Source organism: Schaedlerella arabinosiphila (genome assembly GCF_003885045.1).
GTDB classification, from domain to species: domain Bacteria; phylum Bacillota; class Clostridia; order Lachnospirales; family Lachnospiraceae; genus Schaedlerella; species Schaedlerella arabinosiphila.
Window position 1 is genome coordinate 6,131,905 of sequence record NZ_RHJS01000002.1, and the last position, 24,869, is coordinate 6,156,773.

General features: G+C 47.1%; 24 protein-coding genes and 3 tRNA genes. 19 read left to right on the forward strand and 8 right to left on the reverse strand.

What is annotated here, in order from left to right; all coding sequences use genetic code 11:
• Positions 1–8: 8 nt before the first annotated feature.
• The 9 genes from recQ to EBB54_RS28760 all read left to right on the forward strand — a co-directional run bounded on the left by recQ (position 9) and on the right by EBB54_RS28760 (position 8,725).
• Positions 9–1,931 carry a DNA helicase RecQ gene (recQ, locus tag EBB54_RS28720; protein WP_125130224.1) on the forward strand — a complete coding sequence of 641 codons (1,923 nt, stop codon included), beginning with the start codon at positions 9–11 and terminating at the stop codon, positions 1,929–1,931.
• 196 nt (positions 1,932–2,127) lie between these two features.
• Positions 2,128–2,481, forward strand: coding sequence for an AAA family ATPase (locus EBB54_RS31515; RefSeq protein WP_125130226.1), 354 nt, complete (start codon positions 2,128–2,130; stop codon positions 2,479–2,481).
• Complete coding sequence (locus EBB54_RS28730; RefSeq protein WP_125130228.1) at positions 2,427–3,251, forward strand: ATP-binding protein; 825 nt, start codon at positions 2,427–2,429, stop codon at positions 3,249–3,251. Before EBB54_RS31515 ends, EBB54_RS28730 begins: the two co-directional genes overlap by 55 nt.
• Positions 3,252–3,473: 222 nt before the next feature.
• Positions 3,474–4,448, forward strand: coding sequence for an ABC transporter ATP-binding protein (locus EBB54_RS28735; RefSeq protein ID WP_125130230.1), 975 nt, complete (start codon positions 3,474–3,476; stop codon positions 4,446–4,448).
• Entirely contained in the window at positions 4,432–5,298 is an 867-nt protein-coding gene (locus tag EBB54_RS28740) for an ABC transporter permease subunit (protein WP_016297622.1), read from the forward strand. Before EBB54_RS28735 ends, EBB54_RS28740 begins: the two co-directional genes overlap by 17 nt.
• 12 nt (positions 5,299–5,310) lie before the next feature.
• Positions 5,311–6,954: a Gldg family protein gene (locus tag EBB54_RS28745; RefSeq protein WP_125130232.1), complete on the forward strand. Its 1,644-nt coding sequence runs from the start codon at positions 5,311–5,313 to the stop codon at positions 6,952–6,954.
• Between the two features lie 36 nt (positions 6,955–6,990).
• Complete coding sequence (locus tag EBB54_RS28750) at positions 6,991–7,914, forward strand: DUF4340 domain-containing protein (RefSeq protein ID WP_125130234.1); 924 nt, start codon at positions 6,991–6,993, stop codon at positions 7,912–7,914.
• Positions 7,915–8,130: 216 nt separating this feature from the next.
• Positions 8,131–8,547 (forward strand): hypothetical protein, encoded by a 417-nt coding sequence (locus EBB54_RS28755; protein ID WP_125130236.1) that lies wholly within the window; start codon positions 8,131–8,133, stop codon positions 8,545–8,547.
• Between the two features lie 105 nt (positions 8,548–8,652).
• Positions 8,653–8,725: transfer RNA gene (locus tag EBB54_RS28760), tRNA-Ala, on the forward strand.
• Between the two features lie 192 nt (positions 8,726–8,917).
• On the opposite strand, the gene EBB54_RS28765 is transcribed toward EBB54_RS28760, so the two are convergent.
• From EBB54_RS28765 to EBB54_RS28790, 7 genes are all read right to left on the reverse strand, one after another.
• Positions 8,918–10,561, reverse strand: a complete 1,644-nt coding sequence (locus tag EBB54_RS28765; protein WP_125130238.1) for a DNA/RNA helicase domain-containing protein — start codon at positions 10,559–10,561, stop codon at positions 8,918–8,920.
• Positions 10,562–10,681: 120 nt separating this feature from the next.
• A tRNA-Gly gene (locus tag EBB54_RS28770) sits at positions 10,682–10,752 on the reverse strand.
• A 70-nt stretch (positions 10,753–10,822) separates the two neighbouring features.
• Positions 10,823–10,906, reverse strand: a tRNA-Leu gene (locus EBB54_RS28775).
• Positions 10,907–10,976: 70 nt separating this feature from the next.
• Positions 10,977–11,957 (reverse strand): M56 family metallopeptidase, encoded by a 981-nt coding sequence (locus EBB54_RS28780; RefSeq protein WP_125130240.1) that lies wholly within the window; start codon positions 11,955–11,957, stop codon positions 10,977–10,979.
• An 11-nt stretch (positions 11,958–11,968) separates the two neighbouring features.
• Positions 11,969–12,322: a BlaI/MecI/CopY family transcriptional regulator gene (locus EBB54_RS28785; protein WP_125130241.1), complete on the reverse strand. Its 354-nt coding sequence runs from the start codon at positions 12,320–12,322 to the stop codon at positions 11,969–11,971.
• Between the two features lie 111 nt (positions 12,323–12,433).
• A complete protein-coding gene (locus tag EBB54_RS30640; RefSeq protein WP_170178110.1) occupies positions 12,434–12,601 on the reverse strand; it encodes a hypothetical protein in 168 nt (55 codons plus the stop codon).
• Positions 12,602–12,740: 139 nt separating this feature from the next.
• Positions 12,741–13,325 (reverse strand): xanthine phosphoribosyltransferase, encoded by a 585-nt coding sequence (locus tag EBB54_RS28790; protein ID WP_125130243.1) that lies wholly within the window; start codon positions 13,323–13,325, stop codon positions 12,741–12,743.
• Between the two features lie 480 nt (positions 13,326–13,805).
• On the opposite strand from EBB54_RS28790, the gene EBB54_RS28795 reads away from it, so the two are divergent.
• The 8 genes from EBB54_RS28795 (at position 13,806) to EBB54_RS28830 (ending at position 21,412) form a co-directional block, all read left to right on the forward strand.
• On the forward strand, positions 13,806–14,672 hold the full coding sequence (locus tag EBB54_RS28795; protein ID WP_162307234.1) for an acyltransferase family protein: 867 nt from the start codon (positions 13,806–13,808) through the stop codon (positions 14,670–14,672).
• A 234-nt stretch (positions 14,673–14,906) separates the two neighbouring features.
• Positions 14,907–15,329 (forward strand): 30S ribosomal protein S12, encoded by a 423-nt coding sequence (gene rpsL / locus EBB54_RS28800; protein WP_004083280.1) that lies wholly within the window; start codon positions 14,907–14,909, stop codon positions 15,327–15,329.
• Positions 15,330–15,684: 355 nt separating this feature from the next.
• Entirely contained in the window at positions 15,685–16,155 is a 471-nt protein-coding gene (gene rpsG, locus EBB54_RS28805; protein WP_004083279.1) for a 30S ribosomal protein S7, read from the forward strand.
• Between the two features lie 28 nt (positions 16,156–16,183).
• On the forward strand, positions 16,184–18,301 hold the full coding sequence (fusA, locus tag EBB54_RS28810; protein WP_004083277.1) for an elongation factor G: 2,118 nt from the start codon (positions 16,184–16,186) through the stop codon (positions 18,299–18,301).
• Between the two features lie 126 nt (positions 18,302–18,427).
• Complete coding sequence (gene tuf, locus EBB54_RS28815; RefSeq protein ID WP_016296033.1) at positions 18,428–19,621, forward strand: elongation factor Tu; 1,194 nt, start codon at positions 18,428–18,430, stop codon at positions 19,619–19,621.
• A 202-nt stretch (positions 19,622–19,823) separates the two neighbouring features.
• On the forward strand, positions 19,824–20,456 hold the full coding sequence (locus tag EBB54_RS28820) for a hypothetical protein (RefSeq protein ID WP_125130247.1): 633 nt from the start codon (positions 19,824–19,826) through the stop codon (positions 20,454–20,456).
• Positions 20,446–21,006 carry a hypothetical protein gene (locus tag EBB54_RS28825; RefSeq protein WP_125130249.1) on the forward strand — a complete coding sequence of 187 codons (561 nt, stop codon included), beginning with the start codon at positions 20,446–20,448 and terminating at the stop codon, positions 21,004–21,006. Before EBB54_RS28820 ends, EBB54_RS28825 begins: the two co-directional genes overlap by 11 nt.
• Positions 20,999–21,412 (forward strand): hypothetical protein, encoded by a 414-nt coding sequence (locus EBB54_RS28830; protein ID WP_125130251.1) that lies wholly within the window; start codon positions 20,999–21,001, stop codon positions 21,410–21,412. Before EBB54_RS28825 ends, EBB54_RS28830 begins: the two co-directional genes overlap by 8 nt.
• A gap of 159 nt (positions 21,413–21,571) precedes the next feature.
• Here the strand turns inward: EBB54_RS28830 and EBB54_RS28835 are convergent, their stop codons facing one another.
• On the reverse strand, positions 21,572–22,870 hold the full coding sequence (locus tag EBB54_RS28835) for a M18 family aminopeptidase (protein WP_125130253.1): 1,299 nt from the start codon (positions 22,868–22,870) through the stop codon (positions 21,572–21,574).
• Between the two features lie 315 nt (positions 22,871–23,185).
• Between EBB54_RS28835 and rpiB the strand changes: the two genes are divergently transcribed.
• Positions 23,186–23,635 (forward strand): ribose 5-phosphate isomerase B, encoded by a 450-nt coding sequence (rpiB, locus tag EBB54_RS28840; RefSeq protein WP_125130255.1) that lies wholly within the window; start codon positions 23,186–23,188, stop codon positions 23,633–23,635.
• 85 nt (positions 23,636–23,720) lie between these two features.
• A complete protein-coding gene (mtnA, locus tag EBB54_RS28845) occupies positions 23,721–24,800 on the forward strand; it encodes an S-methyl-5-thioribose-1-phosphate isomerase (RefSeq protein ID WP_193554395.1) in 1,080 nt (359 codons plus the stop codon).
• The last annotated feature ends 69 nt before the right edge of the window (positions 24,801–24,869 follow it).

Genomic DNA, 24,869 nt, shown 5'->3' on the forward strand with positions numbered 1-24,869 from the left:
AAAATAGAATGGATAAAAAATACGAAATCTTAAAAAATATCTTCGGCTATGATACCTTCCGGGAAGGGCAGGAAACCCTGGTTGACAGCGCCCTTTCCGGCAGGGATGTTCTGGGGATTATGCCGACGGGGGCGGGAAAATCGATCTGTTTTCAGGTTCCGGCGCTTATGTTTGAGGGGATTACCATTGTGGTATCGCCCCTCATTTCTTTGATGAAGGATCAGGTGGCGGCTCTCAACCAGGCGGGTGTCCATGCGGCCTATATCAACAGCTCCCTGACCGAAGGCCAGTACCGCAAAGCCATGGAAAACGCGCGCCGGGGTCAGTACAAGATCATCTACGTGGCACCCGAACGGCTGATGACGGATTCTTTCCAGTCCCTCGTGCAGGAGGTGGACATCTCCATGACGGCGGTGGACGAGGCCCACTGCATTTCCCAATGGGGGCAGGATTTCCGGCCCAGCTATCTAAAGATCGTGGAATTTATCAGCATGCTGCCGAAACGCCCTGTGATCGCCGCTTATACGGCTACGGCCACAAAGCAGGTCAAGGAAGACATTCTCTGCATTCTGGGGCTCAATGACCCGACGGTAGTAGTCACCGGATACGACCGGAAAAATCTCTACTTCGCAGTAAAAAAGCCAAAGGACAAGAAAGCTCAGCTTCTGGATTATTTATCCAAAAACAGAGAAAAGAGCGGGATCATTTACTGCAATACCCGAAAAATCGTAGAAGAAGTAGAGATGGAATTAAGAAGAGCGGGCTACCCGGTCACACGCTATCACGCGGGTCTCACCGATGCGGAGCGGAAGCAGAACCAGGAGGACTTCATCTACGACCGCAGGCCGGTGATGGTAGCCACCAACGCATTCGGCATGGGGATCGACAAATCCAATGTGCGCTATGTCATCCACTACAATATGCCCAAGGACATCGAAAGCTATTATCAGGAGGCCGGACGTGCGGGACGGGACGGCGAGCCGGCGGAATGCTTTTTGTATTACTCCGGGCAGGATGTGCGGATCAATGAATTTCTCATCGGGACACAGGCGGAGAACAGCGGGCTGGATGATGAGGAGCGGGAGCTGATCAAAGAGCGGGATCTGGACCGTCTCCGGAAAATGACGTTCTACTGCTTCACCAACGAATGCCTGCGGGAATATATCCTGCGTTATTTTGGAGAGTACGGCGGAAATTACTGCGGCAACTGCGAAAACTGCCGGACAGAATTTGAAGATATGGATGTGACGGAGGAGGCATGCCATATCATCCGCATGGTGCTGACCAGCCATGAACGCTACGGGATCAATGCCGTACTGGACGGGGTGCACGGCTCGGACACGGCAAAGGTGCGGCAATTCAGGCTGAACCAGAACCCGGAATACGGAAGCCTGAAAGACCGGACACTTGTCAGGCTCCGCCAGATTTTAAATGACCTGCTGCTGAAAGAATACCTGTTTCTCACGACCAGCGATTATCCGGTGCTGAAAATGACAAAGAGCGGGCGGGAACTGCTGGCGTACTGGGAGCAGCAGGAGAAGAAGATGGAAAATCCGGAAGAATGGGCAAGCCAGGAAAGCTTCGGCTCGGATGGCAGAGTGACAGATCCGGCTTTCCGAATCATCTTAAAGCTTCCGAAAGAGCAGGAACGGACAGCGGCCAAGGGGCAGGAAAAGAAGAAAAAAGCGGTTGCAGACGCCAAATATCCGGATCTGTTCGAGCAGCTTCGAAAATATCGCTACGAGCTTGCCCAGAAAGAACACGTACCTCCGTATATTATTTTCTCGGATAAGACTTTAAAGGAATTGAGCACATTTCTTCCCACGACCAAAGACGCCATGCTGGAGATCAACGGCATCGGTACAGTGAAATATGACAAGTACGGGGAGAGATTCATGGAGATTGTCCGTGCTTACGCTGAGAAAATGTAAGGCAGACAGCTTTGCTGGCTGTTATTGCGCATGTGGGTGAAATACCCGTGAATAATAACGCCGATTCAATGACAATGGCTGAAATATGCTTGACAGATCGCAGGATCAATGATATTTTGTTGATATAATTTTATTGAAACATACTTCAATGAAATATGTTTCAATAAAGCGTATTTCAATAAAAGGGGAATCTGCCATGGAAAAATTTATTGGTCGAAAAAATGAGCTGGATGCACTGGAAAAGCTGTACAATACCCCCGGATTTCAAATGACTGTGATTTATGGACGGAGAAAAATCGGGAAGTCTACCTTGATAAAAGAGTTTATCAAAGAAAAAAAAGCGGTCTTTTTTACAGCAACCCGGGCGGGCATCCACAGGAATCTGGAGCTTTTGGGAAAACAGGCATTGGAAGTTCTGGCGCCGGCTGTGGGCGCGCTGGCCTTTGAAAATATGGACGCTCTGTTTTCCTTTATCGGTGATTCGTGCCAGGAGGCGTGGCAAAATATCTCTCCCTTTTCGATGATTCGAAAAGCCTGGATGAAAATATAATTACTCAGTTTTTTACAAAATCCGGATATCTTTATGAAGAGACGAATAACTTACTTACGCAGGAATTTCGAAATGTCAGCAGCTACAGCGACATAATAGAAGCAATTTCCTCAGGCGCAAACAGGCTGAATGAGATCTCGGACAAGACACATATCGCCCAGACGGCGGTTTCACACGCGCTGTCTAACCTGATCACAACCGGCATTGTGGTCAGGGAGACCGCGGCTACGGATGAAAAAAATAAAAAGAAGGTTCAATATAACCTGAAGGACAATATGTTTCGATTCTGGTATAAATATGTTCCGAACGGCATAGGCGCCATTGAGCTGGACAAAGGCGAGCTCTATTATCAAAACGCGGTAAAACCCAGAATTGCCGAATATATGGGAAATGTATTTGAAGAAATGTGCAGGTTCTATACATTGCATTCAGGGATTATGGGCCGTTTGAACTGCTATGTGACGACAGTTGGAAAATGGTGGGGAACAAATCCCGGAAAACGTATGCAGACGGATATAGACATTGTCGGACTTGACAAGATGTCAAAAAAAGCAGTGCTGGGAGAATGTAAATTTAAGAATGAGCCTGTTGATAAAAAAGTATATGAAGACCTGATGGATAGAAACGGCCTGATTTCCAGGGAATATATGATTGTACAATATCTTCTGTTTTCGAAGAGCGGTTTTTCAGAATGGGTTCGGGAAAATACAGATCCGTCCCTTGTGAAAAAAATAACCCTCCAGGAGATGTACTGTATAGAAAATACGTAGAAGCACACCAGATCCGGCACTGTAAGTAAACAACATTCTCACACTTCATACACAAAAATTTCACAAACATTTGTTACCTTAGTAACCGTACAAAAATAACCTGAACAGATGAGGAAGCATGAACAGGTTATTTTTATGCGGTTCTTTTGCATTTGGAACACATAGTACATATCATGTAGCTGTTCAGAACAGATACTATATCAATGCCAGGGAGGTAAGGATTTGATTGAGGTAAAGAATTTAGTGAAAAAATATGGAACGCATCTTGCCGTAGATCACTTGGATTTTCAGCTCGAACCAGGGAGAATCTACGGCTTTTTGGGGCCGAACGGCGCCGGAAAATCAACAACCATGAACATCATGACCGGTTATCTGGGGGCGACAGAAGGCGCGGTTGTCATCGATGGGCATGATATCCTGAGGGAACCCGAGGAAGCCAAGAAACACATCGGGTATCTGCCGGAGCTTCCGCCCCTGTACATGGATATGACTGTACTGGAATACCTGGAATTTGCGGCAGAGTTGAAGGAGATCCCGAAGAAAGAGCGGGAAGCTTCCGTCCAGAAGGTCATGGACATTACGAAGCTCAATGATGTGCAGTTCCGTCTGATCAAGAATCTGTCAAAAGGATACCGCCAAAGGGTGGGGCTGGCCCAGGCGATCCTGGGCTTCCCGGATATCATCATTCTGGATGAACCGACGGTGGGGCTGGATCCGAAGCAGATCATCGAGATCCGGGAGCTGATCCGGGAGCTGGCAAAGGAGCATACGGTGATCCTCAGTTCCCATATCCTGGCAGAGGTACGGGAGGTCTGCGACTACATTATGATCATTTCCAGGGGAAAGCTGGTTGCCAGCGATACGCCTGAGAATCTGGAACATCTGATGGCAGGGCAGAACAGCCTGGAGATCGAGACGAAAGCAGAACCAGAGAGGGTCAGGAAGATCCTTCGGAGCATTTCGGGGGTTGACAAAATAGAACTCGAACGGACAGAGGAAGCCACGACATACGCCAGGATCGAGACAGGAACAGCGGTGTCCGGTGAAAATCAGGACATCCGCGAAGCCATATTTCTTGCGTTTGCAGAGGCCGGCTGCCCGCTCCTGATGCTGAAAGCATCCAAAGCAAGCCTGGAAGAAGTATTTATGGAATTGACACAGGGAGAGGAGGCGACCGCAGATGCTGGCGATTTATAAACGAGAACTGCGTTCCTATTTTCAGTCCATGATCGGCTGCGTATTTGTCGCATTTTTGGTACTGTTTACAGGAATTTATTTTACGGCGTACAACCTGACCGCGGGATATCCGTACTTTTCCTATACATTATCCGGCTCCCTGATCGTATTTATCGTGGGAATCCCGCTGATCACCATGCGGAGCTTCTCAGAGGAACGGAAGAATAAGACGGACCAGCTACTTTTGACAGCGCCGGTCAGCCTGACGAAAGTGGTTTTGGGAAAATATTTCGCGATGGCGACAGTGGTTGCGGTACCGAACCTGATCTTCTGCCTGTTTCCGCTGATCATCAAAATGAACGGGACGGCTTACCTGAAAGTCGATTACATTTCCATCGGGGTATTTTTCCTGCTGGGCTGTGTGTACCTCGCCATCGGCATGTTTCTGTCAACACTGACAGAGAGCCAGATCATCGCCTTTGTCAGTACGTTTGGGGTGCTGCTGCTTTTGTATCTGTGGAACGGGATCGTCAGCTTCCTGCCGTCTTCGGCGTCCGGCTGCATGGCAGGGCTTTTGCTCATTTTGAGCGTCATCATCCTTTATATCTGGCAAATGACGCTGAACTGGGTTTTGAGCGCCATCCTGGAAGCAGTATGCGTGATCGGGTGTGTTACTGCGTACTTTGTGAAGCCTGGCCTGTTTGAAAATCTGCTGTCCGATCTGCTTGGAAAACTTGCGTTTGCAGATGTATTTACGGGGATCACGCAGAATCATATCGTGGACCTGAGCGGAATTGTCCTGTATCTGTCTGTGATTACGGTTTTTATATTCCTGACCGTGCAGACGATCCAGAAAAGACGTTGGAGTTAGGAGGAACAGACCGTGGAAAAAATGAAAAAATTATTTCATACGACAGGAACAGCGCATGGGATATACAGCGTGGGATTGACGGCGGTGGTGGTTGCGATCGTGGTTGTGGTCAATCTGATCTTTGGTCAGCTTCCGGAAAAATACCGCAATATCGATGTGAGCAGTTCAAAGATTTACGAGATTACCGATACAAGCAGGGATTTCCTGAAAGACCTGGATACAGAGGTCAAATTTACGGTGCTGGCCGTGAAGGAAGAGGCAGACGAACGGATTCGGACATTTCTGAGCAAATATGCCTCCCTTTCCAAAAATATTTCTGTGGAATGGATTGATCCGGTGCTGCATCCTTCCGCACTGCAGGATTACGACGCGTCGGAAAATTCGATCGTGGTCTCCTGTGAAAAGACGGGAAGAAACACGACAGTGACATTTGATAAAATCGTGGTGGTGGATTACTCTTCCTATTATTATACAGGCAGTATTTCGGAAAACGAATTTGACGGGGAAGGCCAGCTTACCAGTGCGGTCAATTATGTGACCAGCGAGGACGAAAAGCAGATCTACCGCACGGCAGGGCATGGGGAGAGCATGCTTCCTGCGAACATCACCGAACTGATGGATAAGAACAATTATACGGTGTCGGAGTGGAACCTCCTGATGAACCCGGATATTCCAAAGGACTGTGACCTGCTTCTGATGAATGCTCCCGCCAATGACCTGACGGAGGATGAGAGGGACGCAGTGCTTGATTATCTGGCAGGAGGCGGCAAGATGATGCTTCTGCTGGGAGATACAAACAGCAAAGACCTGCCGAATCTGTCGGCAGTGATGAAGGAATACGGCATGGAGGCCGCGGACGGCTATATCGCGGATCCGCAGCGCTGCTATCAGGGAAATGCATTTTATATCTTCCCGATGCTGAGTGTAAGCGGAGATATGGCGAAGGGTATGGCTTCGGAAATGGTTCTGCTGATCAATGCTCATGGGCTGAACCTGACAGATCCGGCGCGGGATACGATCTCCACCACCTCCTTTATGACCACCAGCAATTCCGGTGCGGCCGTGACTGAGGATACACAGACGGAGGGAACCTATACCCTGGGAGCCGTGGCCACGGAGACCGTAAGCGGCAGCAGTCATTCGGACAGTGAAGATGAAGGTGAGCCTGCAGAAAATACTGACGGAGACACAGAAAATTCCGATACGGAAAATGTCGGCACGGATGCGGGAGATACCGATACAGGGAATGCTGGCACGGATGCAGGAGATACCGATACAGGGAATGACAGCACGGATGCAGGAGATACCGATACGGAAGATGGCGGCACGGATGCGGGAGATACCGATACAGGGAATGACAGCGGCGATGCCGAGGATACAAAGGAGACCCGCCTGACCGTGATTTCCACGGCCAATATAATCGATTCCCAGCTCACGGAGATGTTCACGACCCTGGAAAATACGACGTTATTTATGAACGCGGTGACCGCAAACTTTGACGGGGTGGAAAATCTTTCCATTGAGCCGAAGAGCCTGGCGGTACAGTACAATACGATTCAGCATGTGGGACTTCTGAGCCTGTTCGCAATCTTTGGAATCCCGCTGGTGATTCTGGTGGGCGGATTCACCGTATGGTTCAGACGCAGAAAAGCATAAGATGCGGGAATGACTTTAGAACAGCAGGAGGGATTTATGAAAAAAAAGAAGAAACGTTTGATTTGCCTTCTTATCATCCTTCCTCTGCTTCTTGTGATCCTTGCCCTGATGAAAAATTATAACCGGAGCCAGGAAGAGAAGCAGGAGGCGGAGAAGGAAGCGGCAAAGATATATGCGGCAGAGCTCACCGACGTGCATGCTGTCAGCTATAAAACGGAAAGCGGCGAGTTTGCATTTGAAAAGGCGGAGGACACCTGGGTCTATACATCGGACCCGGATTTCCCGCTTGCCCAGACTTATCCGGAACAGATCGTTTCCACGTTTGGAAAGTTAGAAGCCCTGCGGGAGCTGAAAGACGGCGACGAACCGGAAGCTTACGGCCTGAAAGACCCCGCATACACGGTAAAGCTGACGGACGCGGAAGGAAATGAGACTACTCTGAGTATTGGAAACGCGGTGGAAGAAGCTTACTATCTGCTGAACAACGCGACAGGGAAGATCTACACGGTCAGCAGTTCTGTGACCGGGACACTGCAGCATACACTGGAAGAGATGGCGCAGTTGGATACCTTTCCGAATATCGGGAGCGGCAACCTGAAAAGGGAAGTGATCACCCGCGGCAGCGAGACAACGATCTACGACTCGGAAAATGAGGATGACGCAAAAAATATTGCCGCCGTGGCAGGCGGGCTCGGCGCAGTCAGTTTAAGCGCCGCGGCGGATTACTCCGTGGAGGACAAAGACCTGAAGGGATTTGGGCTGGATGAGGCAGCCCGCACCACCGTGGAGGCAACCTATACAAAGGACGACGAAGAGCAGCTGCTGACGCTGTATATCGGCGGCGAGGACGGAGACGGAAACCGATATGTCATGATGAACGATTCCCGGATCGTGTATCTGATCTCTGTGGATGTGTGCGATAATATTCTGAATGTGGAGGAGCCGTCAGACACGGAGTGACCGGTGTGAATGTTCACACCCTGTCCAGGCGCTCACGGTAGCTGAACGGCAACGATTTTATAAGATTTTTATTTGGATTTTATTGACAAGTATCCAAAATCGGCGGAAAATAGTATTGAAACAAATCAATGATGCGGCGGTCAAAAGTTCTGTTTTTATTCAGGGCTTCTGACCGTGCGGATCATGCGTACGAAAAAACATAAAGGTGGGCTGGCAATGAAAGAGAAGATCATACGTTTTATGCAGGGGAGATACGGAGCCTATGGGCTGGATGCGCTTACGAAGTTCCTTTTGACAATCGGGCTGGGCATCATGTTTGGCTCACTGGCATTCAGAGGAAGGAACACCGGCCTGGTCTGTTATCTGATCGGCTGGGTGATCGTGATCTACTGCTATTACCGGCTGATTTCCAGGGATGTGACGAAGCGTTATGCCGAGAACCAGGCATTTCTTTCCCGCACCAGCGCGGTACGCGGATTTTTCCGAAAACAGAAGTCCATGTGGAGGCAGAGAAAGTTATATCATATCTATAAGTGCCCGGACTGTAAGCAGAAGATCCGGATACCCCGGGGAAAAGGAAAGATTGAGGTGAAATGCCCGAAGTGCAGTGCGACCTTTATTAAGAAAAGCTGAACAGTATCGAAAAGAAACAATTTCTCGCAAAAATTTGTAATCTGTTCTTTCATTTTGGAAAAAAGTGTGCTATAATAGCAAAGTCGGTGAGAGATAATCTTACTTGGGGTATTAGCGCAGTTGGGAGCGCGCAACATTCGCATTGTTGAGGCCAGGGGTTCGACTCCCCTATACTCCATTATTTTCGGTAAGGGAGCCTGTAAAACGGGAAGGTTCCTTATCAAGAAGCAGACGCCCGCCAACGGGATTCGTAGAGAGATGCGTCTGCTTGATGATAGAAAGCATGGCACGATCAAGTGGGTTTGGCCATGTTTTTTATTTTCCTTGTTTCGAGAACCAGAAGTACCTCAATATACCATATCGAACCATTTCAGACAAAAGGAATGTAATTTTGTAAATAATCCCTCAAATTTTTATCGCAGGCATAAACATATGTACCGAGTATTCCGCGGGTCATAAATACACCGTATGTATTTAAAATATATTTTTTTAGATCTTCATCATTCGTATTTTGCTTGACGGAGTTGTCGTATAAATGAGAACGGCTGACTTTTATGCGATTTTCTGCTGTATCATAATAGAGTTCCGGACCGATTACAACGGCAGCATAATTCAAATCCAGCCCTGGGAGCGTATAGATGCTCCCCATTTCCTCCCTGGCCCTGGGATTTCGCAGCCAGCCTCCGGTCTGTTTATTCCACCAGATATTCGTGTTTTCAATCTGAATATCCGGAATATCCGGGTTTCCTTTTGCGGTCCACTTCCAGGCATATCCGCCGCACAATCGGCAGAGTCCGACCATGTTTTCTTTTTCGCGCACTTGCTGAACCATATGATCAAACGGCTGAAACAGCTTAAACTCGTATCCGTCAAATTCTTTTCTCTCAGATGTTCTTTGATAAAGGAGATCATATATATACGATATATAGTCCCTGCCGGCACAGATGCGCAGCTGCTCTGTCAGGACAATGGGGCGAATGCCGCGATAACGGTTATATAGTCGGCTGTAAAAGCTGTCTTTTGAAATATCCGAGGCGCACACAGACTGCTTTTCATCATAGAAAAGAATCAGATTTCTGGAACAGGTCAAAAGCCAATCCAGCTCATCGCACGATTCATCCAAACCTAACTGTCTGTTTGCCGCATACATTTTAGCATTATAAAAGCGCCCGGCATTTTTGGGACGCCGAAGTCTTTGGGCTTCATCGCATATAATGATATCATATGTTTCTTTTGTAACCGAAATAGGTGTAATGACATCCTTCTTCCGCAGGCCGCGAACGCTTTTGAACATCTCCTGGATTTCCGCCCTTGTAGCGGATGCAGCATATACAAGGCCGATCTTCAAATCCTTGTATGCTTCATGTGTTTTCAAATAGTAGAACAGAGAGGTGGCTACTACTGTCTTTCCTGTTCCGGGATCACCTGAGATCAGAACAGGGCGGGCATGGAAACCTTGTTTGTGCGGCTGCATCTCTTCGGAATCCAACGTATGAATAATACTTGTCAATGTTTCACACTGTGCTTCTGTCAATGGCATATTGGGAGAAAATTTATATTGACTTAAATTCAGAACCGACTGAAAGCTTTTATGATTGACCAGCCCCAGCTTTTCAAGTTCCAACCACACTTGATCAAAACATAGTTCAAATACATTTTTACGAGAATAATGCTGCCATTCTGTTTGGGTATTTATAACATGAAATTTACCATCTGCCCTCATCAGTCGGATAAGTAAGGTTTCAAAATGTTTGGCAGGTGTTTCATCGAATGTTTTTCCTGTTAGAATATGAATACGTGTGAAAGAATATTGACAGCATAAATCTTTTACATTGTTATGCTTTATACTGCGCGTTCCGACATCCTTCGTCTCCCCAATATAAACATCTTTTCCGTTTTCTAAAATATAAAGGGAATGGTATTCAAAAAGAAGTTTCCAGCTTTCATAATCACCGTGAGAATAGTCAAATGTTGTGATCTTCATATTTGTCATAGTGCTTCCCCATTCTTTCATAAAAATGATTCCAACCGCACAGATGGAAATTATTTCATCTTTTTAGTTTCCATACGCAAAGCTTTATCCAATTACAAAAAAATTGGGAAGCCTTAACTTCAAAGGCTTCCCAAAGAAAAAAGCGGGTGATGGGAATCGAACCCACGTATCCAGCTTGGAAGGCTGGTGTTCTACCATTGAACTACACCCGCATATTCTATATCCAATTTGACATTAAATACCGGAATCCTTTATACGTGGACTCCGGTATCAATCACCGAGTGCGGAAGAAGAGACTTGAACTCTCACAGGATAAACTCCCACTAGAACCTGAATCTAGCGCGTCTGCCATTCCGCCACTTCCGCTCGACAAATGGTAGTATATCATATTACCCTGCGTTTGTAAACCCCAAATTTGAAATTTTTGTAAAAAATCTTATCGAACAACTTCGAAGCTTAACGTATACCCATACCCTTCCTTCCCCAGAACTTCTTTAGCCTCCGGTAGGGTTTTCCATGTCAATACCGGTACGTTTTCCGGCGTTACTGCCTGAACGGAGATTTTTCCAAACGCCGTGAGCAGCAGCGATCCAAAAAGAAATACTGCACAGCAAGCTGCTTTTTTAGACATTTTTTTCTGATTCATAATTGCACCAATCCTTTCCTGAAGCATTCCGCTTAAAAAGCCGGTTTCCAAAACGGCAGACGGGTTCATGCGGCAATAGCAGTCCAGTAGAACATGCGCATATCCGGCATGTTCCGCCTTTCCCAATGCCCGGAGCACGTCCGCATCGCAGGCCAGTTCTATATCCCGATTGAAAAGCGCCAGCATCAGCCAGCATGCCGGATTGTACCAGTGCAGCGCTGTGGCCGCCAGCATCAATGCTTTTTTCCACAGATCCTTCCGCCGGATATGCATCCACTCGTGCAGCAGAATATATTCGTACTGCGTTTCGCTGTACTGCTGCGCGGGCAGGACGATTTTCGGAGAGAACAGTCCATATACCATCGGTGAGGCGGCCATCGATGAGGTATAGACGCGGAAACGCGGCCCCCGGGAATGCGCCTGTATCCAACCGCTGACAGCATCATTTTGCAGATCCTCTTTTTGCCTCATCCTGCCGTAAAAGCGGAGGGCATTTGCCAGAAGGATCAAAAGCACGGCGTCGGCCCCGCTCCAGCGTACCCATACAGCCACACCTGGCAGAGGGGCGGCGAAAGGATCACATGGATACGGGGCGCATAAATGCCGGACAGACAGGATGGGAATGCCGATGCCCTGGGGAAGAAGGAGACGTATGCCGACCAGTATCCAGAGCCATTCCGGGAGGCGGGGCGAAAAAAAGCGGAAAAGCAGTTTCCGGCCCGCGGCAATTCCGAGGATCAGCAATGCGGCTTTGAGTTGTAATGCTGCCATATGCCGTCACCTCACTTTTTATCTTCAATCATGCTTCTGAGCTGCGCTGTTTCCTCCGGCGATAAGTTCTCCCGGGCCAAAAGGGAGGCAAACAAAAGTCCCACAGAGCCCTGGTAAAACTTATCCAAAAATTCCGTCAATGCAGACTGCCTTGCGCTTTCCTGCCCGATCAGTGCGGTGCAGAGAAACCCAGGATCTGTACGCCTGACAGCGCCCTTGTCCACCAGCTTTTTGATGACCGTGTAGGACGTATTCTTGTTCCAGCCGATGGTCTGGTTTAACGCGTCGGCAATTTGTTTTGCGGACAATTCGCCCTTTTGCCATAACAGATCCATTACTTTTAATTCGGAATCATAAAATTTCATTACTGTATCCACCTGCTTTCATCCTATTGCAATAGTCTATCTATAGACTACACTAATAGTCTGTGTTTGTCAAGAGAATATAATCAAAAAAGGAACTGCCTGGGCAGTTCCCTAAAATTCGATTCCTTTTCCGCTGCAGTCATTAATATAAGAAACAACTTCCTCCAGCTTTGAGACAGCCGCCTGCATGTCATCCCAATCGTCGCCGCGCAGTTCCCTGGAAACCATGATACTTTTTACATCTTTCAGCTTCTGGATCATTTCTTTATTTCTTTCCATATACATTCGCCTCGCTTCTGTTCAATACTATGTATGCCTGATGAGTTTCGTTTCTGAACTGTCATAAGTCGTATTTTAATGTTCCAAAGCCGCGGCTTTCGGCATCGTAGGCGCTGTCCGGCCAGGGACGGAGCGGCGTCTACGCCTGTTCCCGGAAGGTGATGACGCCGGTCTCTGCATCCATGCTCTCCACGATGGCCAGAGATTCCAACTGGAAGCCCAGATTCCGTATGATCTGTCCGCCCGGCTGGAAGCCCTTTTCGACAGCAATGCCGATTCCGGATACCGCAGCCCCTGCCATCTGGACGATCTGGATCAGGCCTTGCAGCGCGCATCCGTTTGCCAGAAAATCATCAATAATCAGGATATGGTCCTGCGAATTTAAAAATTTCTGCGCTACGATCACGTTGTTTTTGCATTTATGGGTAAAGGATTCCACCTCTGCCACATACATATCGCCTTCCAGATTGATGCTCTTTGACTTTTTCGCGAATATGACCGGAACCTGGAAATGCCGTGCGGCCAGACAGGCGATTCCGATGCCGGAAGCCTCGATGGTCAGAATCTTTGTGACAGGCGTGTCTGCAAAACGCCTTTTAAATTCCGCCCCCATCTGATCGAACAGTCCGATATCCATCTGATGATTCAGAAAGCTGTCTACCTTCAAGACATTTCCCTCTTTTACAATGCCGTCGCTTAAAATCCTCTCTTCTAAAAAGTTCATCTTTTGTCTCCTTTCCAAATCCGTTTTCCGCACGTAAAAATTATTTGGTTTTTAATAAGTTTATCATACTTTAATATTGATGACCAGACATCTATCAGATTTTTTCATAAAAGTGACATGGTTTGATTATTGTTCATGGCCTGCTGCTGTGTCAGATGGAGGTGCGCTTGACAGGCGCAGAAAGGTATCCTACAATGAAAGCGGCAGAAGAGGCCGCCTGTCAGGAACAGACGCGGATTATATGAAAATGTGTTTGAAATTCTGACAGTTGACCGGAAGGTTTTCTGCGGCATTTTGGGCTTACAGGAGATGAATGCAGATGGAGCATAAAAAGCGTTTTGCCGGACTGGATGGATTGAGAGCAATTTTTTGCATTGGAATCGTCATATATCATGTCAATGAGCCGTTGAGGTGGGGGGGGTAAAATGGCTGGATTCAGTGTATAAATATGGCGGATACTTTGGAAACAGCATGTTTTTTATGCTGAGCGGATTGCTTACCGCATACCATTATAAAAATAAAATCATACAGCAAGAAAGCACTTTTTGCGCATTTATGGAGAAGCGCATTCGGAAAATATATCCCTCGTATTTTTTGACAAATCTTTTCGCTGTGCTCCTTCTGATTTTAAGCGGAACAAAACCGGCTGCCAAAAAACTGATTGTTACTTTTTTGATGGTTGCCAACGGATGGTTCGACGGCAGGGAAATGCCGTATAATTTCCCTACATGGTTTTTATGTGTACTGATTTTGTTATATATTTTGTATTACGCTGCAGCGAAGGCTTCATCCCGCTTTCCCAGGCTGTATTTTCCGATGTGTGCGTTTCTTTTATTATGGGGGATGCTCTTAGTGACAAAGGACTGGGATCTGCCTTTCAATTACCGTACCTGCGGCGAAGGATACATGAACTTCTTTCTCGGGGTGCTCCTTGCGGAAGTTATAATGAGCAGCCCGGTAAAAAAAGAAATTTTGGCTGCTGCAAATTTGCTGATTTTTTCCGCAATTATGATCTCCGTATATCTGTTTGGCCTGGAAACAATCCCTGTAAATCTGAACTGGATTGTTTCATGTCTGTGTGCAAATATGATTTTTATAGCGGTGTATGGAAGATTCCCAGTAAAGGCGTTGACGTTCCCGCCTTTACAGGCAATTGGGAAATGCAGCTTTTCAATTTATCTGTGGCATATTCCGGTTGTCAGGACTTATCTTATGATCGAAAAAAAGTTTCTGCCTTTTTATATGGATTCAAGATGGAATTTTATACTTTACTTTTTGGTTTTGATTGCTGTGTCAGCCATGTCATACCGTTATTTTGAAAGAAAATCCGGATTTCGTAAGAAATAAATCAATGGAAATCTTGAATGGTCTATTCACAGTAACCTCGAATACCACATTTTTCTCCAAAAGTCCTTGACTTTCTGAAAAAAACGTAATAAACTAGTCTAGCGTGCATGAAGATGCATTCATTTTTGTGTACGGATTTACTATAGATAATGAAAATTATCTGCAACCATTCCCGCCTGATACAAAAGTCCATATCAGCGCGGGGAAAACGAAAGAATCATAGGAGGTGAAAAAATGCCAACATTTAACCAGTTAGTTAGAAAAGGACGTCAGACTTCTGAGAAGAAATCTACAGCACCTGCACTTCAGAAGGGATACAATTCTCTGAAGAAGCGCGCGACAGACGCATCTGCACCGCAGAAGAGAGGTGTGTGTACAGCAGTTAAGACAGCGACACCGAAGAAGCCGAATTCTGCTCTGAGGAAGATCGCCAGAGTACGTCTGTCTAATGGAATCGAAGTGACAAGCTACATTCCGGGTGAAGGACACAACCTGCAGGAGCATAGCGTAGTTATGATCCGCGGAGGAAGAGTAAAGGACCTGCCTGGTACAAGATACCACATCATCAGAGGTACGCTTGATACCGCAGGAGTTGCCAAGAGAAGACAGGCACGTTCCAAGTACGGCGCAAAGAGACCAAAAGACGCAAAAAAGTGATCACTTAGTGAATAACGCATGAAATGTGTTATGAACTTAGTGAGAACTTTTGTTCTTCGATGCGAAGCAGTGGAGAACTTCCTTATGAAGCAGCCGACACATTCACTAATGAAACGGCGAAGAACTTCCTTGTGAAGCAATGAAGAACAACCCAAAAACTACAAAGTTAAATCGTATCACAAACAGAACTATGACTAATCGTAGGTTGCGGATTAAACAGCCCGGCACTCCCGGGCATAGATTGGTCCCTTAAGCCACGAGCACATGCTATGCGATTTCCATAGAGAGACACATGTGAGTACCGATGATTTAATCTCCGGTTGTCCGGAAAATAATGATTAAGGAGGGAAGGACCGTGCCACGTAAAGGACATACTCAAAAAAGAGATGTATTAGCGGACCCAATATACAACAATAAGGTTGTTACCAAGCTTATCAACAACATCATGCTGGATGGTAAGAAGGGTGTAGCTCAGAAGATTGTATACGGAGCATTTGAAAGAGTTGAGGCTAAGGCTGACAAGCCGGCTATCGATGTGTTCGAGGAAGCAATGAACAACATCATGCCTGTACTGGAAGTAAAAGCAAGACGTATCGGCGGTGCGACATACCAGGTACCGATCGAGGTTCGGGCGGACAGAAGGCAGGCGCTTGCTCTTCGCTGGCTGACCATGTTCTCACGCAAGAGAGGCGAGAAGACCATGGAAGAAAGGCTTGCGAACGAGATTCTGGATGCGTCCAACAACACAGGCGCATCTGTAAAAAGAAAAGAAGATATGCATAAGATGGCAGAGGCAAACAAGGCGTTTGCACATTACAGATTTTAAAGTTGCATAAATATAGGAGGAGAAGATTTTGGCTGGAAGAGAATACCCATTAGAGAGAACCAGGAACATCGGTATCATGGCTCACATTGATGCGGGTAAGACAACACTGACAGAACGTATTCTTTACTATACCGGTGTGAACTATAAAATCGGCGATACTCACGAAGGAACTGCGACCATGGACTGGATGGAGCAGGAACAGGAGAGGGGTATCACGATTACTTCTGCTGCCACAACCTGTCACTGGACTTTGGAGGATCATACAAAGCCGAAGGAAGGCGCTCTGGAGCATCGTATCAATATCATTGATACGCCGGGACACGTTGACTTTACCGTAGAGGTAGAACGTTCACTTCGTGTTCTGGACGGGGCTGTCGGCGTATTCTGCGCAAAGGGCGGTGTTGAGCCGCAGTCAGAAAACGTATGGCGTCAGGCTGACACGTATAATGTACCAAGAATGGCATTCATCAACAAGATGGATATTCTTGGAGCAGACTTCTACAATGCAGTAGAACAGATCAAAACCAGACTCGGCAAGAATGCAATCTGTCTTCAGCTGCCTATCGGCAAAGAAGATGATTTTAAGGGAATCATTGACCTGATGGAGATGGAAGCCTACATCTACAACGATGAAAAGGGCGATGACATTTCTATTACAGAGATTCCGGAAGAAATGAAAGACGAAGCAGAACTGTACCGTTCAGAATTAGTAGAGAAAATCTGCGATCTGGACGATGACCTCATGATGGAATACCTGGAAGGCAATGAGCCGTCCGTTGAGGATATGAAGAGAGTGCTTCGCAAGGCAACATGCGAGTGTACTGCAGTACCGGTTTGCTGTGGTACCGCTTATAGAAATAAAGGTGTCCAGAAGCTCCTGGATGCGATTCTTGAATATATGCCGGCGCCGACAGACATTCCGCCGATTCAGGGAGTAGACCCGGACGGAAATGAAGTCGTAAGACATTCTTCTGACGAAGAGCCGTTTTCCGCACTGGCATTCAAGATCATGACAGACCCGTTCGTAGGAAAGTTAGCTTATTTCCGTGTGTATTCCGGTACCGTGAACTCCGGTTCTTACGTACTGAACGCGACGAAGGGCAAGAAGGAACGTGTTGGCCGTATCCTGCAGATGCACGCCAACAAGAGACAGGAACTGGACAAGGTGTACTCCGGAGATATCGCGGCAGCCATCGGATTCAAGCTGACGACTACAGGTGATACCATCTGTGACGACCAGCATCCGGTGATCCTGGAGTCCATGGAATTTCCGGAGCCGGTTATCGAGCTCGCCATCGAGCCGAAGACCAAGGCTTCTCAGGGCAAGCTGGGAGAATCCCTTGCAAAGCTTGCGGAGGAGGATCCGACATTCCGTGCACACACCAATCCGGATACAGGACAGACCATCATCGCAGGTATGGGAGAGCTTCATCTGGAGATTATCGTAGACAGACTGCTGCGTGAGTTCAAGGTAGAGGCCAATGTAGGCGCGCCTCAGGTTGCTTACAAGGAATCCATCACCAAGCCTGTGGAAGTGGACAGCAAGTATGCAAAACAGTCCGGTGGTCGTGGACAGTACGGACATTGTAAGGTAAAATTCGAACCAATGGACGTCAACGGAGAGGAGATCTACAAGTTCGAGTCTTCCGTAGTCGGCGGTGCGATTCCGAAGGAATACATTCCAGCTGTAGGCGAAGGTATCGAGGAAGCAATGAAGTCCGGTATTCTGGGCGGATTCCCGGTAGTCGGCATCTACGCGAATGTATACGACGGTTCCTACCATGAAGTCGATTCCAGTGAGATGGCATTCCACATCGCAGGCTCCCTTGCATTCAAGGATGCGATGAAGAAGGGCGCTCCGATCCTGTTAGAGCCCATCATGAAGGTGGAAGTGACCATGCCGGAAGAGTATATGGGAGATATCATCGGAGATATCAACTCCCGCCGTGGACGGATCGAAGGTATGGATGACCTGGGCGGCGGTAAGATCGTACGCGCATACGTACCGTTGTCCGAGATGTTCGGATATGCGACAGACCTGCGTTCGAGAACACAGGGACGTGGAAACTACTCCATGTTCTTCGAAAGCTACGAACCGGTTCCGAAGTCAGTGACCGAAAAGGTATTATCGAATAAAAACGACTAAATATTTATCAAAAAGGCTTGAAAAACCTATGAGTTTGAAATATAATCAAGGATAGCCGAGTAAAAAAACCGAAACAATCTAAAAATGCCTGAAAGTCAGGTGCTATTATTAAGGAGGACATTCAAAATGGCTAAAGCTAAATTTGAAAGAACAAAACCACATGCAAATATTGGTACCATCGGCCACGTTGACCATGGTAAGACAACTCTGACAGCAGCGATCACAAAGGTTCTGTCTAAGAGAGTAGACGGTAATGCAGAGGTAGCTTTCGACAACATCGATAAGGCTCCGGAAGAGAGAGAGCGTGGAATCACAATCTCTACCGCTCACGTTGAGTATGAGACAGACAACCGTCACTACGCACACGTTGACTGCCCGGGACATGCTGACTACGTTAAGAACATGATCACAGGAGCTGCTCAGATGGACGGCGCGATCCTGGTTGTAGCTGCTACAGACGGAGTTATGGCTCAGACAAGAGAGCATATCCTGCTTTCCCGTCAGGTTAACGTTCCGTATATCGTAGTATTCATGAACAAGTGCGATATGGTTGACGACGAAGAACTGCTTGAACTGGTTGAGATGGAGATCCGTGAGCTGCTTGACGAGTATGAATTCCCGGGAGATGACACTCCTGTTATCCAGGGTTCTGCTCTGAAGGCTCTGGAAGATCCGGAGAGCGAATGGGGCGACAAGGTTATGGAGCTCATGAAGGCTGTTGACGAGTGGATCCCGACACCGGAGCGTGATACAGATAAGCCGTTCCTGATGCCTGTAGAGGACGTATTCTCCATCACAGGACGTGGAACTGTTGCTACAGGCCGTGTAGAGCGTGGAACACTTCACGTATCTGACGAAGTAGAGATCATCGGTATCCATGAGGATATCCGCAAGACTGTTGTAACTGGTATCGAGATGTTCCGTAAGCTGCTTGACGAGGCTCGTGCAGGTGATAACATCGGCGCACTGCTTCGTGGTGTTCAGAGAACAGAGATCGAAAGAGGACAGGTTCTGATCAAACCAGGTACAGTAAAGTGCCACACAAAGTTTACCTGCCAGGTTTACGTACTGACAAAGGATGAAGGTGGACGTCATACACCGTTCTTCAACAACTACAGACCGCAGTTCTATTTCAGAACAACAGACGTTACAGGTGTCTGCGATCTGCCGGAAGGTATCGAGATGTGTATGCCTGGAGATAACGTAGAGATGACAGTAGAGCTGATTCATCCGGTAGCTATGGAGGAAGGTCTTCGTTTCGCTATCCGTGAAGGCGGACGTACAGTAGGATCTGGTACAGTAGCTAAGATTATTGAATAATCAGTAAAAAGTGATATTTTAAGGGGCTTTCTGAGAAATCGGGGAGCCCTTTTTGAAATTTTGTAATAGTAAAAGAGCGGAAGATTGGTGCCAAAACGGTGCTAAGATAATTTTAAAATTTGTGAAATTAGAAATAAGTATTGAAGAAATCCACCAATTTGATATAATTTAGATATTAACATACAGAAGGAAGGAATAGAAAATGAAAAGCCCAAATGTAAATATTTACAAAGTTCAGATGGTTTATTTTTTTAGGGAGAAAAGTGAAATTAGAGCATTTGGACTTATTAGTAGCTTGTATAATCAGCTGAAAGATGTTTTTAAAACAGAACCACAATCAATACCTATTCCTGACGATGCACCTGACGATGTTCCGCGTTGTGTTTGGAATGATGTTAATACATCGTTGACATTTAATAAGTTAAGATTAGATTTTTCTTTTAATATTCCATCGAGATTTAATTGGGAACATTTATTAGTTAGGTTTAATGATAAAATTACTAATGCATTTGATGAATGTGATGTTATTATTGATAGGGTCGGATTAGTTTCGGAATTAATGTCTTTTGATAATCTACATAATCTACTAAATGAGTATGTAAAGATAGATAAGTTCAATGGTGCTAGTGAAGTTAATATGTCATGGTTGGAAAATATTGATTTATATAATGTGTGGACTTATATCATTATTAATGAATCAAAGAATGAGAATAAGATTATATTTGATATAAACAGTTTGCCGGATAGCAAATTGAGCGAGCAAGGAGTATTAGGTAAGGAAGCAATAAGCAGGTGTGCAGAAAAGTTGAAGGGAAAGATGCTGAATGTATTATAATTCAAATAATGCGGTGTTAAGACAGCCAACTGTAGGGGCAAATAAGGTAAGCAGCATTGTCTCTTATGCAATGAATGGTCTTTTTGAAAGACTAGAAAATATATTCGAATTTAAATCAGGAATAAAGAGTAGTGCTGTAGGATATAATAGTGAAGAATATGAGCAATTGGAAAAGATATATTCGATGGCATATACGAAAATTAATTCATTAGAAAAAAATTATGTGAAAGCAAATGCGACACTGAGTGAAATAGAAAAACTGAAGGATAATTGGAATGATAACGGTGCAAGTGCCTTTTCTTCAAAGTTGATTGAGAAGTGTAGAGGGATTGTAATGCAGTTGGCTTCTGAACCGTTTATTTGCCCTACCGCATGTGGTTCAATTCAATTCGAATATGAAAAGGAAAATGGAGACTATTTGGAATTTGAAATTTATGAAGATAGAATTGAATGTTTCTTAGATACATCTGGTGGAGAGCAAGAATTTAATTTGCATGGTATTTCTGCAACTGATAGAATGAAGCAAATGGTGGTGGATTTTTATGCTTGAAAGAGACTGGAGCGCAATATACCGTAGAGTAAAAAGTAAGCCAATTTTTATGAAAGAGGGCAGACCATCATCGGCATCATTTAAAGACAGTAAAGGTGTATCGGTTGATAGAGATGGTAGCAGAGAAATATGTAGTATAATAGCAGATGAAGAACGTTTGCATTCTTTGTATACTAATGGATTATCTGACGTAGAAATTAGAGAACGAGGGGAGGAATTAAAAGCAATTATTCAACTAACCGATTCGCAGTGTGATTCAGTTGAGGCTTGTGTTGTTCCTGATCCGATAAATGGGGAAAATGAATATCATGCGTTACTTCAAAAATCAGAAACAGAAATTCAATTATCAAAAAGTCAAGCTAAAACATTGGCAAAATTGGCGACAGTAATAAAAAATTATGCATGAATTCATTATTGTTTATGAGGGGATTTTTGTGTCATATAAAAAATCAGTAAAAAGTGATTTTAAGGGGCTTTCTGATAATTCAGAAAGCCCCTTCTTGTGAGAAAAAGTATTCCTATAATCGGGTACAGTCAATATGAACCAGGGTATTCCTAACTCAGTCTACTCGAAGAATGCCTTCGCGAACCGGCTCAGCGCGATCTGGTCCTTGACGCCCATCATTTCCCGGCTGGAATGCATGGCCAAAATGCCGGCCCCGGTATCGATCGTCCGCACAGGCAGGTGGGAGGAGAGAATCGAGGCAATCGTCCCGCCCCCTTTTGTGTTGGAATGCTTGGCAAAACGCTGGTAAGGGATCTGCCTGTCCTCGCACAGGGCAATCATGGACGCGAGAGCTTCACAGTCCCAGGCATAGGACTGGTTGCTGGCGGACTTGAACACAAAGCCCTGATTGATGACCGGATAATTGGTAACATCCTGTACTGCCGGATAGTTGGGATGGTAGGCATGGGCCACGTCCGCGGAAAGCATCAGGCCGTCCGACAGGTCAGCCATACAGTCAATCATACTTTTTCCAAAAGCCTGCCAGATTTTTCCAACGACCACGTTGGGAAGGAAAGAATCCGCGCCCTGCTTGCTGAGACTGCCGATCTCCTCATGATCAAAAAGGCAGACCAGATTGACGCGGTTCGGATTTTGGCTTTCTGCCAGAGCATGCACCAGCGCGCAGACCGAAGTGATATCATCAAGCCTGGGAGCGCAGAGAAATTCCTCCGTGATGCCTGCCAGCTCCGGCTGCTCCAGATTATACAAGCACAGGTCGTAGTCCAGAATCTCGGATGGATCCACATCCAACTCTTCTGCCAGCAGCTTCACCAGGGTTGAATCCTTGTTCAGCATATCGTTCAGGGTTCCGAGGATCGGGAGCAGATGCTTCTGGTTGTCCACAGGAGTACCCTTCTCGTTGGCTGTACGGTTCATATGGATGGCCAGGTTCGGCAGACAGGCCACAGGGCGCTGAAAGTCGATCAGGTGGCTGACGGGGCGGTCGTAAGAGGAACCCCGTGTGACCACCTTTCCCGCCAGGGAGAGGGAACGGTCGAAAAAGGTGCTTAAGATGGGCCCGCCGTAGAGCTCTGTGTTCAACTGCATATATCCCTGTGTAAATATTTCCGGCTTCGGTTTTACCTTAATGGCCGGAAAGTCCGTGTGCGCTCCCCCAATGTGGATACCGCGGGACAGATCCCAGTCCCGGCCGATGGTAAATGCATAAAGTGTGGTATCGAAGGGGCAGCAGAAATAACGCCCGCCCCGTTCCAGCGGCCAGGGCTCTTTTAACTTTAACTCTGTAAAGCCAGCCTCCGTAAGCACCTTTTTACTGTGGGCGGTGACGTGAAAAGCGGAGGTACCGTTTTTTAAAAATTCAAAAAGCTGCGAAATCTCAATCGCTAATGTGTGCATGATCATTCTCCATTCCTGTCAAATATTCTTTGTGCCGGTTTGAAACAGCGGAGGCGTCCGGACTCAAAATCCTTCCGGCGCCTTACATAGCCGGCGGCTGAAAATATAGTATCACAAACAAAAGAAGACTGCAAATGAAAGGGCTCTTATATTTATCCATTGTAAGCGGCCGGGAAATCTGATACAATGAATAATATGTTCCGCAGACTGCGGAAGTATACCGCAGGGCACTGCAGAAGATATGTCCCTGCGGGGCGGGCAAGGAAGCATTCAATCTGCCGTGCAGGCTGGGTGCAAGGATAAGGAGGAGAATGTATGACAGTAGGAATCGGGAATGACCATTCGGCATTGGAACTGAAGGCAGAGATCATAGAATTTTTGAACCAGAAGGGACATGAGGTCATCGATTATGGAACCAATTCCGAGGAGAGCTGCGACTATCCGATTTACGGAGAGATCGTGGCAAATGCGGTTGCGAAGGGAGAGGTGGACCGGGGGATTCTGATCTGCGGAACCGGCCTGGGGATCTCACTTGCGGCGAACAAGGTAAAAGGCATCCGGGCGGCGGTATGCAGCGAGCCTTTTACAGCTAAGATGTCCAGGGAACACAACGACTGCAACATCCTGGCATTTGGCGCCAGGGTTGTGGGGGCAGAGCTGGCGAAGATGATGGTGGACGTCTGGATGAATACGGAATTTTCAGGAGCGGAGCGGCACGTCAACCGAGTAAACATGATCATGGATATTGAGGAGAAAAACAGCTAAAGAGTCAGCAGGAATCCGCGGAGCATTTACGCCATCCAGGCGGATATCCGAAAGGGAAAAGGATATAAGAGAAAAGGTTATAAGAATGGAAAAAAAAGAAAAAAGTATTTTAGATTACGAGACCGTCTCGCTGGATCTGGAGCATCACGCGCTGGTGATCATAGACCAGACGCAGCTTCCGGGAAAGATCGAGATGCTGTCTCTGACGGACATCAAGGATATCTGGGAGGCAATCCGCCTTTTGAAGGTCAGAGGGGCTCCTGCCATCGGTGTGGCGGCCGCGGCCGGAATCTACCTTGCGGCAGAGAAGATTCATACGGAAGATACCCAGGTCTTTTACAGCGAATTTCAGCAGGCGAAAAAGTATCTCGCAACCTCCCGCCCGACGGCGGTCAACCTGTTCTGGGCACTGGACCGGATGGAAAACGTGGTTCGGACGCATTTGACAGAAAGTGTGGCGAAGATCCAGTCGCTTCTGCAAAAAGAAGCCGTCCGCATCCACGATGAGGACATTGAAGTCTGCCGGAAGATCGGAGAGTATGCCCTGGAGCTGGTAAAGCCCGGGGACGGCCTGCTGACCCACTGCAACGCGGGACAGCTTGCCACGGTGAAGTACGGGACGGCTACGGCGCCCATGTATCTGGGGATGGAACGGGGATATGATTTCCATATCTTCACAGATGAGACCCGCCCGCTGCTCCAGGGCGCGCGTCTGACTGCGTCGGAGCTGCACGCGGCAGGAATGGACGTGACGCTGATCTGTGACAATATGTCCGCATCCGTTATGAAAAAAGGGCTTGTCCAGGCGGTATTTGTAGGGTGCGACCGGGTGGCGGCCAACGGGGATACGGCCAATAAGATCGGAACCTCCGTGGTTGCCTGTGTGGCAAAGCAGTACGGCGTTCCGCTGTATGTATGCGCGCCGACCTCCACCATCGACATGACCCTGGAGACAGGCGAGGAGATCCCCATTGAAGAGCGTGATCCTGAGGAGATCACGGAAATGTGGTATCAGGCCCGCATGGCGCCGGAATCCGTGAAGGTGTATAATCCCTGCTTTGACGTGACGGACCACGACCTGATCACGGCCATCATCACGGAAAAAGGAATTGCACGTCCGCCGTACAGGCAGGCATTTGAAAAGATGCTGCAAGTCACACCCTGACCAGGTGACATGCAGCAAATAGATGGCCGGCCGGGGCTGAAAGGAACAGGGCAGTGTACCAAAATGAGC

Bases quoted from the DNA above. Each gene is read 5' to 3' on its own strand.
- EBB54_RS30640 (WP_170178110.1), bottom strand. From the start codon at position 12,601: ATGGAAAGAAATAAAGAAATGATCCAGAAGCTGAAAGATGTAAAAAGT.
- rpiB (WP_125130255.1), top strand. From the start codon at position 23,186: ATGACAGTAGGAATCGGGAATGACCATTCGGCATTGGAACTGAAGGCA.
- EBB54_RS28785 (WP_125130241.1), bottom strand. From the start codon at position 12,322: ATGAAATTTTATGATTCCGAATTAAAAGTAATGGATCTGTTATGGCAA.
- EBB54_RS28780 (WP_125130240.1), bottom strand. From the start codon at position 11,957: ATGGCAGCATTACAACTCAAAGCCGCATTGCTGATCCTCGGAATTGCC.
- EBB54_RS28795 (WP_162307234.1), top strand. From the start codon at position 13,806: ATGCTGAGCGGATTGCTTACCGCATACCATTATAAAAATAAAATCATA.
- tuf (WP_016296033.1), top strand. From the start codon at position 18,428: ATGGCTAAAGCTAAATTTGAAAGAACAAAACCACATGCAAATATTGGT.
- EBB54_RS28835 (WP_125130253.1), bottom strand. From the start codon at position 22,870: ATGCACACATTAGCGATTGAGATTTCGCAGCTTTTTGAATTTTTAAAA.
- EBB54_RS28790 (WP_125130243.1), bottom strand. From the start codon at position 13,325: ATGAACTTTTTAGAAGAGAGGATTTTAAGCGACGGCATTGTAAAAGAG.
- recQ (WP_125130224.1), top strand. From the start codon at position 9: ATGGATAAAAAATACGAAATCTTAAAAAATATCTTCGGCTATGATACC.
- EBB54_RS28830 (WP_125130251.1), top strand. From the start codon at position 20,999: ATGCTTGAAAGAGACTGGAGCGCAATATACCGTAGAGTAAAAAGTAAG.
- EBB54_RS28820 (WP_125130247.1), top strand. From the start codon at position 19,824: ATGAAAAGCCCAAATGTAAATATTTACAAAGTTCAGATGGTTTATTTT.
- EBB54_RS28765 (WP_125130238.1), bottom strand. From the start codon at position 10,561: ATGAAAGAATGGGGAAGCACTATGACAAATATGAAGATCACAACATTT.
- rpsL (WP_004083280.1), top strand. From the start codon at position 14,907: ATGCCAACATTTAACCAGTTAGTTAGAAAAGGACGTCAGACTTCTGAG.
- EBB54_RS28755 (WP_125130236.1), top strand. From the start codon at position 8,131: ATGAAAGAGAAGATCATACGTTTTATGCAGGGGAGATACGGAGCCTAT.
- EBB54_RS28740 (WP_016297622.1), top strand. From the start codon at position 4,432: ATGCTGGCGATTTATAAACGAGAACTGCGTTCCTATTTTCAGTCCATG.
- EBB54_RS28750 (WP_125130234.1), top strand. From the start codon at position 6,991: ATGAAAAAAAAGAAGAAACGTTTGATTTGCCTTCTTATCATCCTTCCT.
- EBB54_RS31515 (WP_125130226.1), top strand. From the start codon at position 2,128: ATGGAAAAATTTATTGGTCGAAAAAATGAGCTGGATGCACTGGAAAAG.
- mtnA (WP_193554395.1), top strand. From the start codon at position 23,721: ATGGAAAAAAAAGAAAAAAGTATTTTAGATTACGAGACCGTCTCGCTG.
- EBB54_RS28825 (WP_125130249.1), top strand. From the start codon at position 20,446: ATGTATTATAATTCAAATAATGCGGTGTTAAGACAGCCAACTGTAGGG.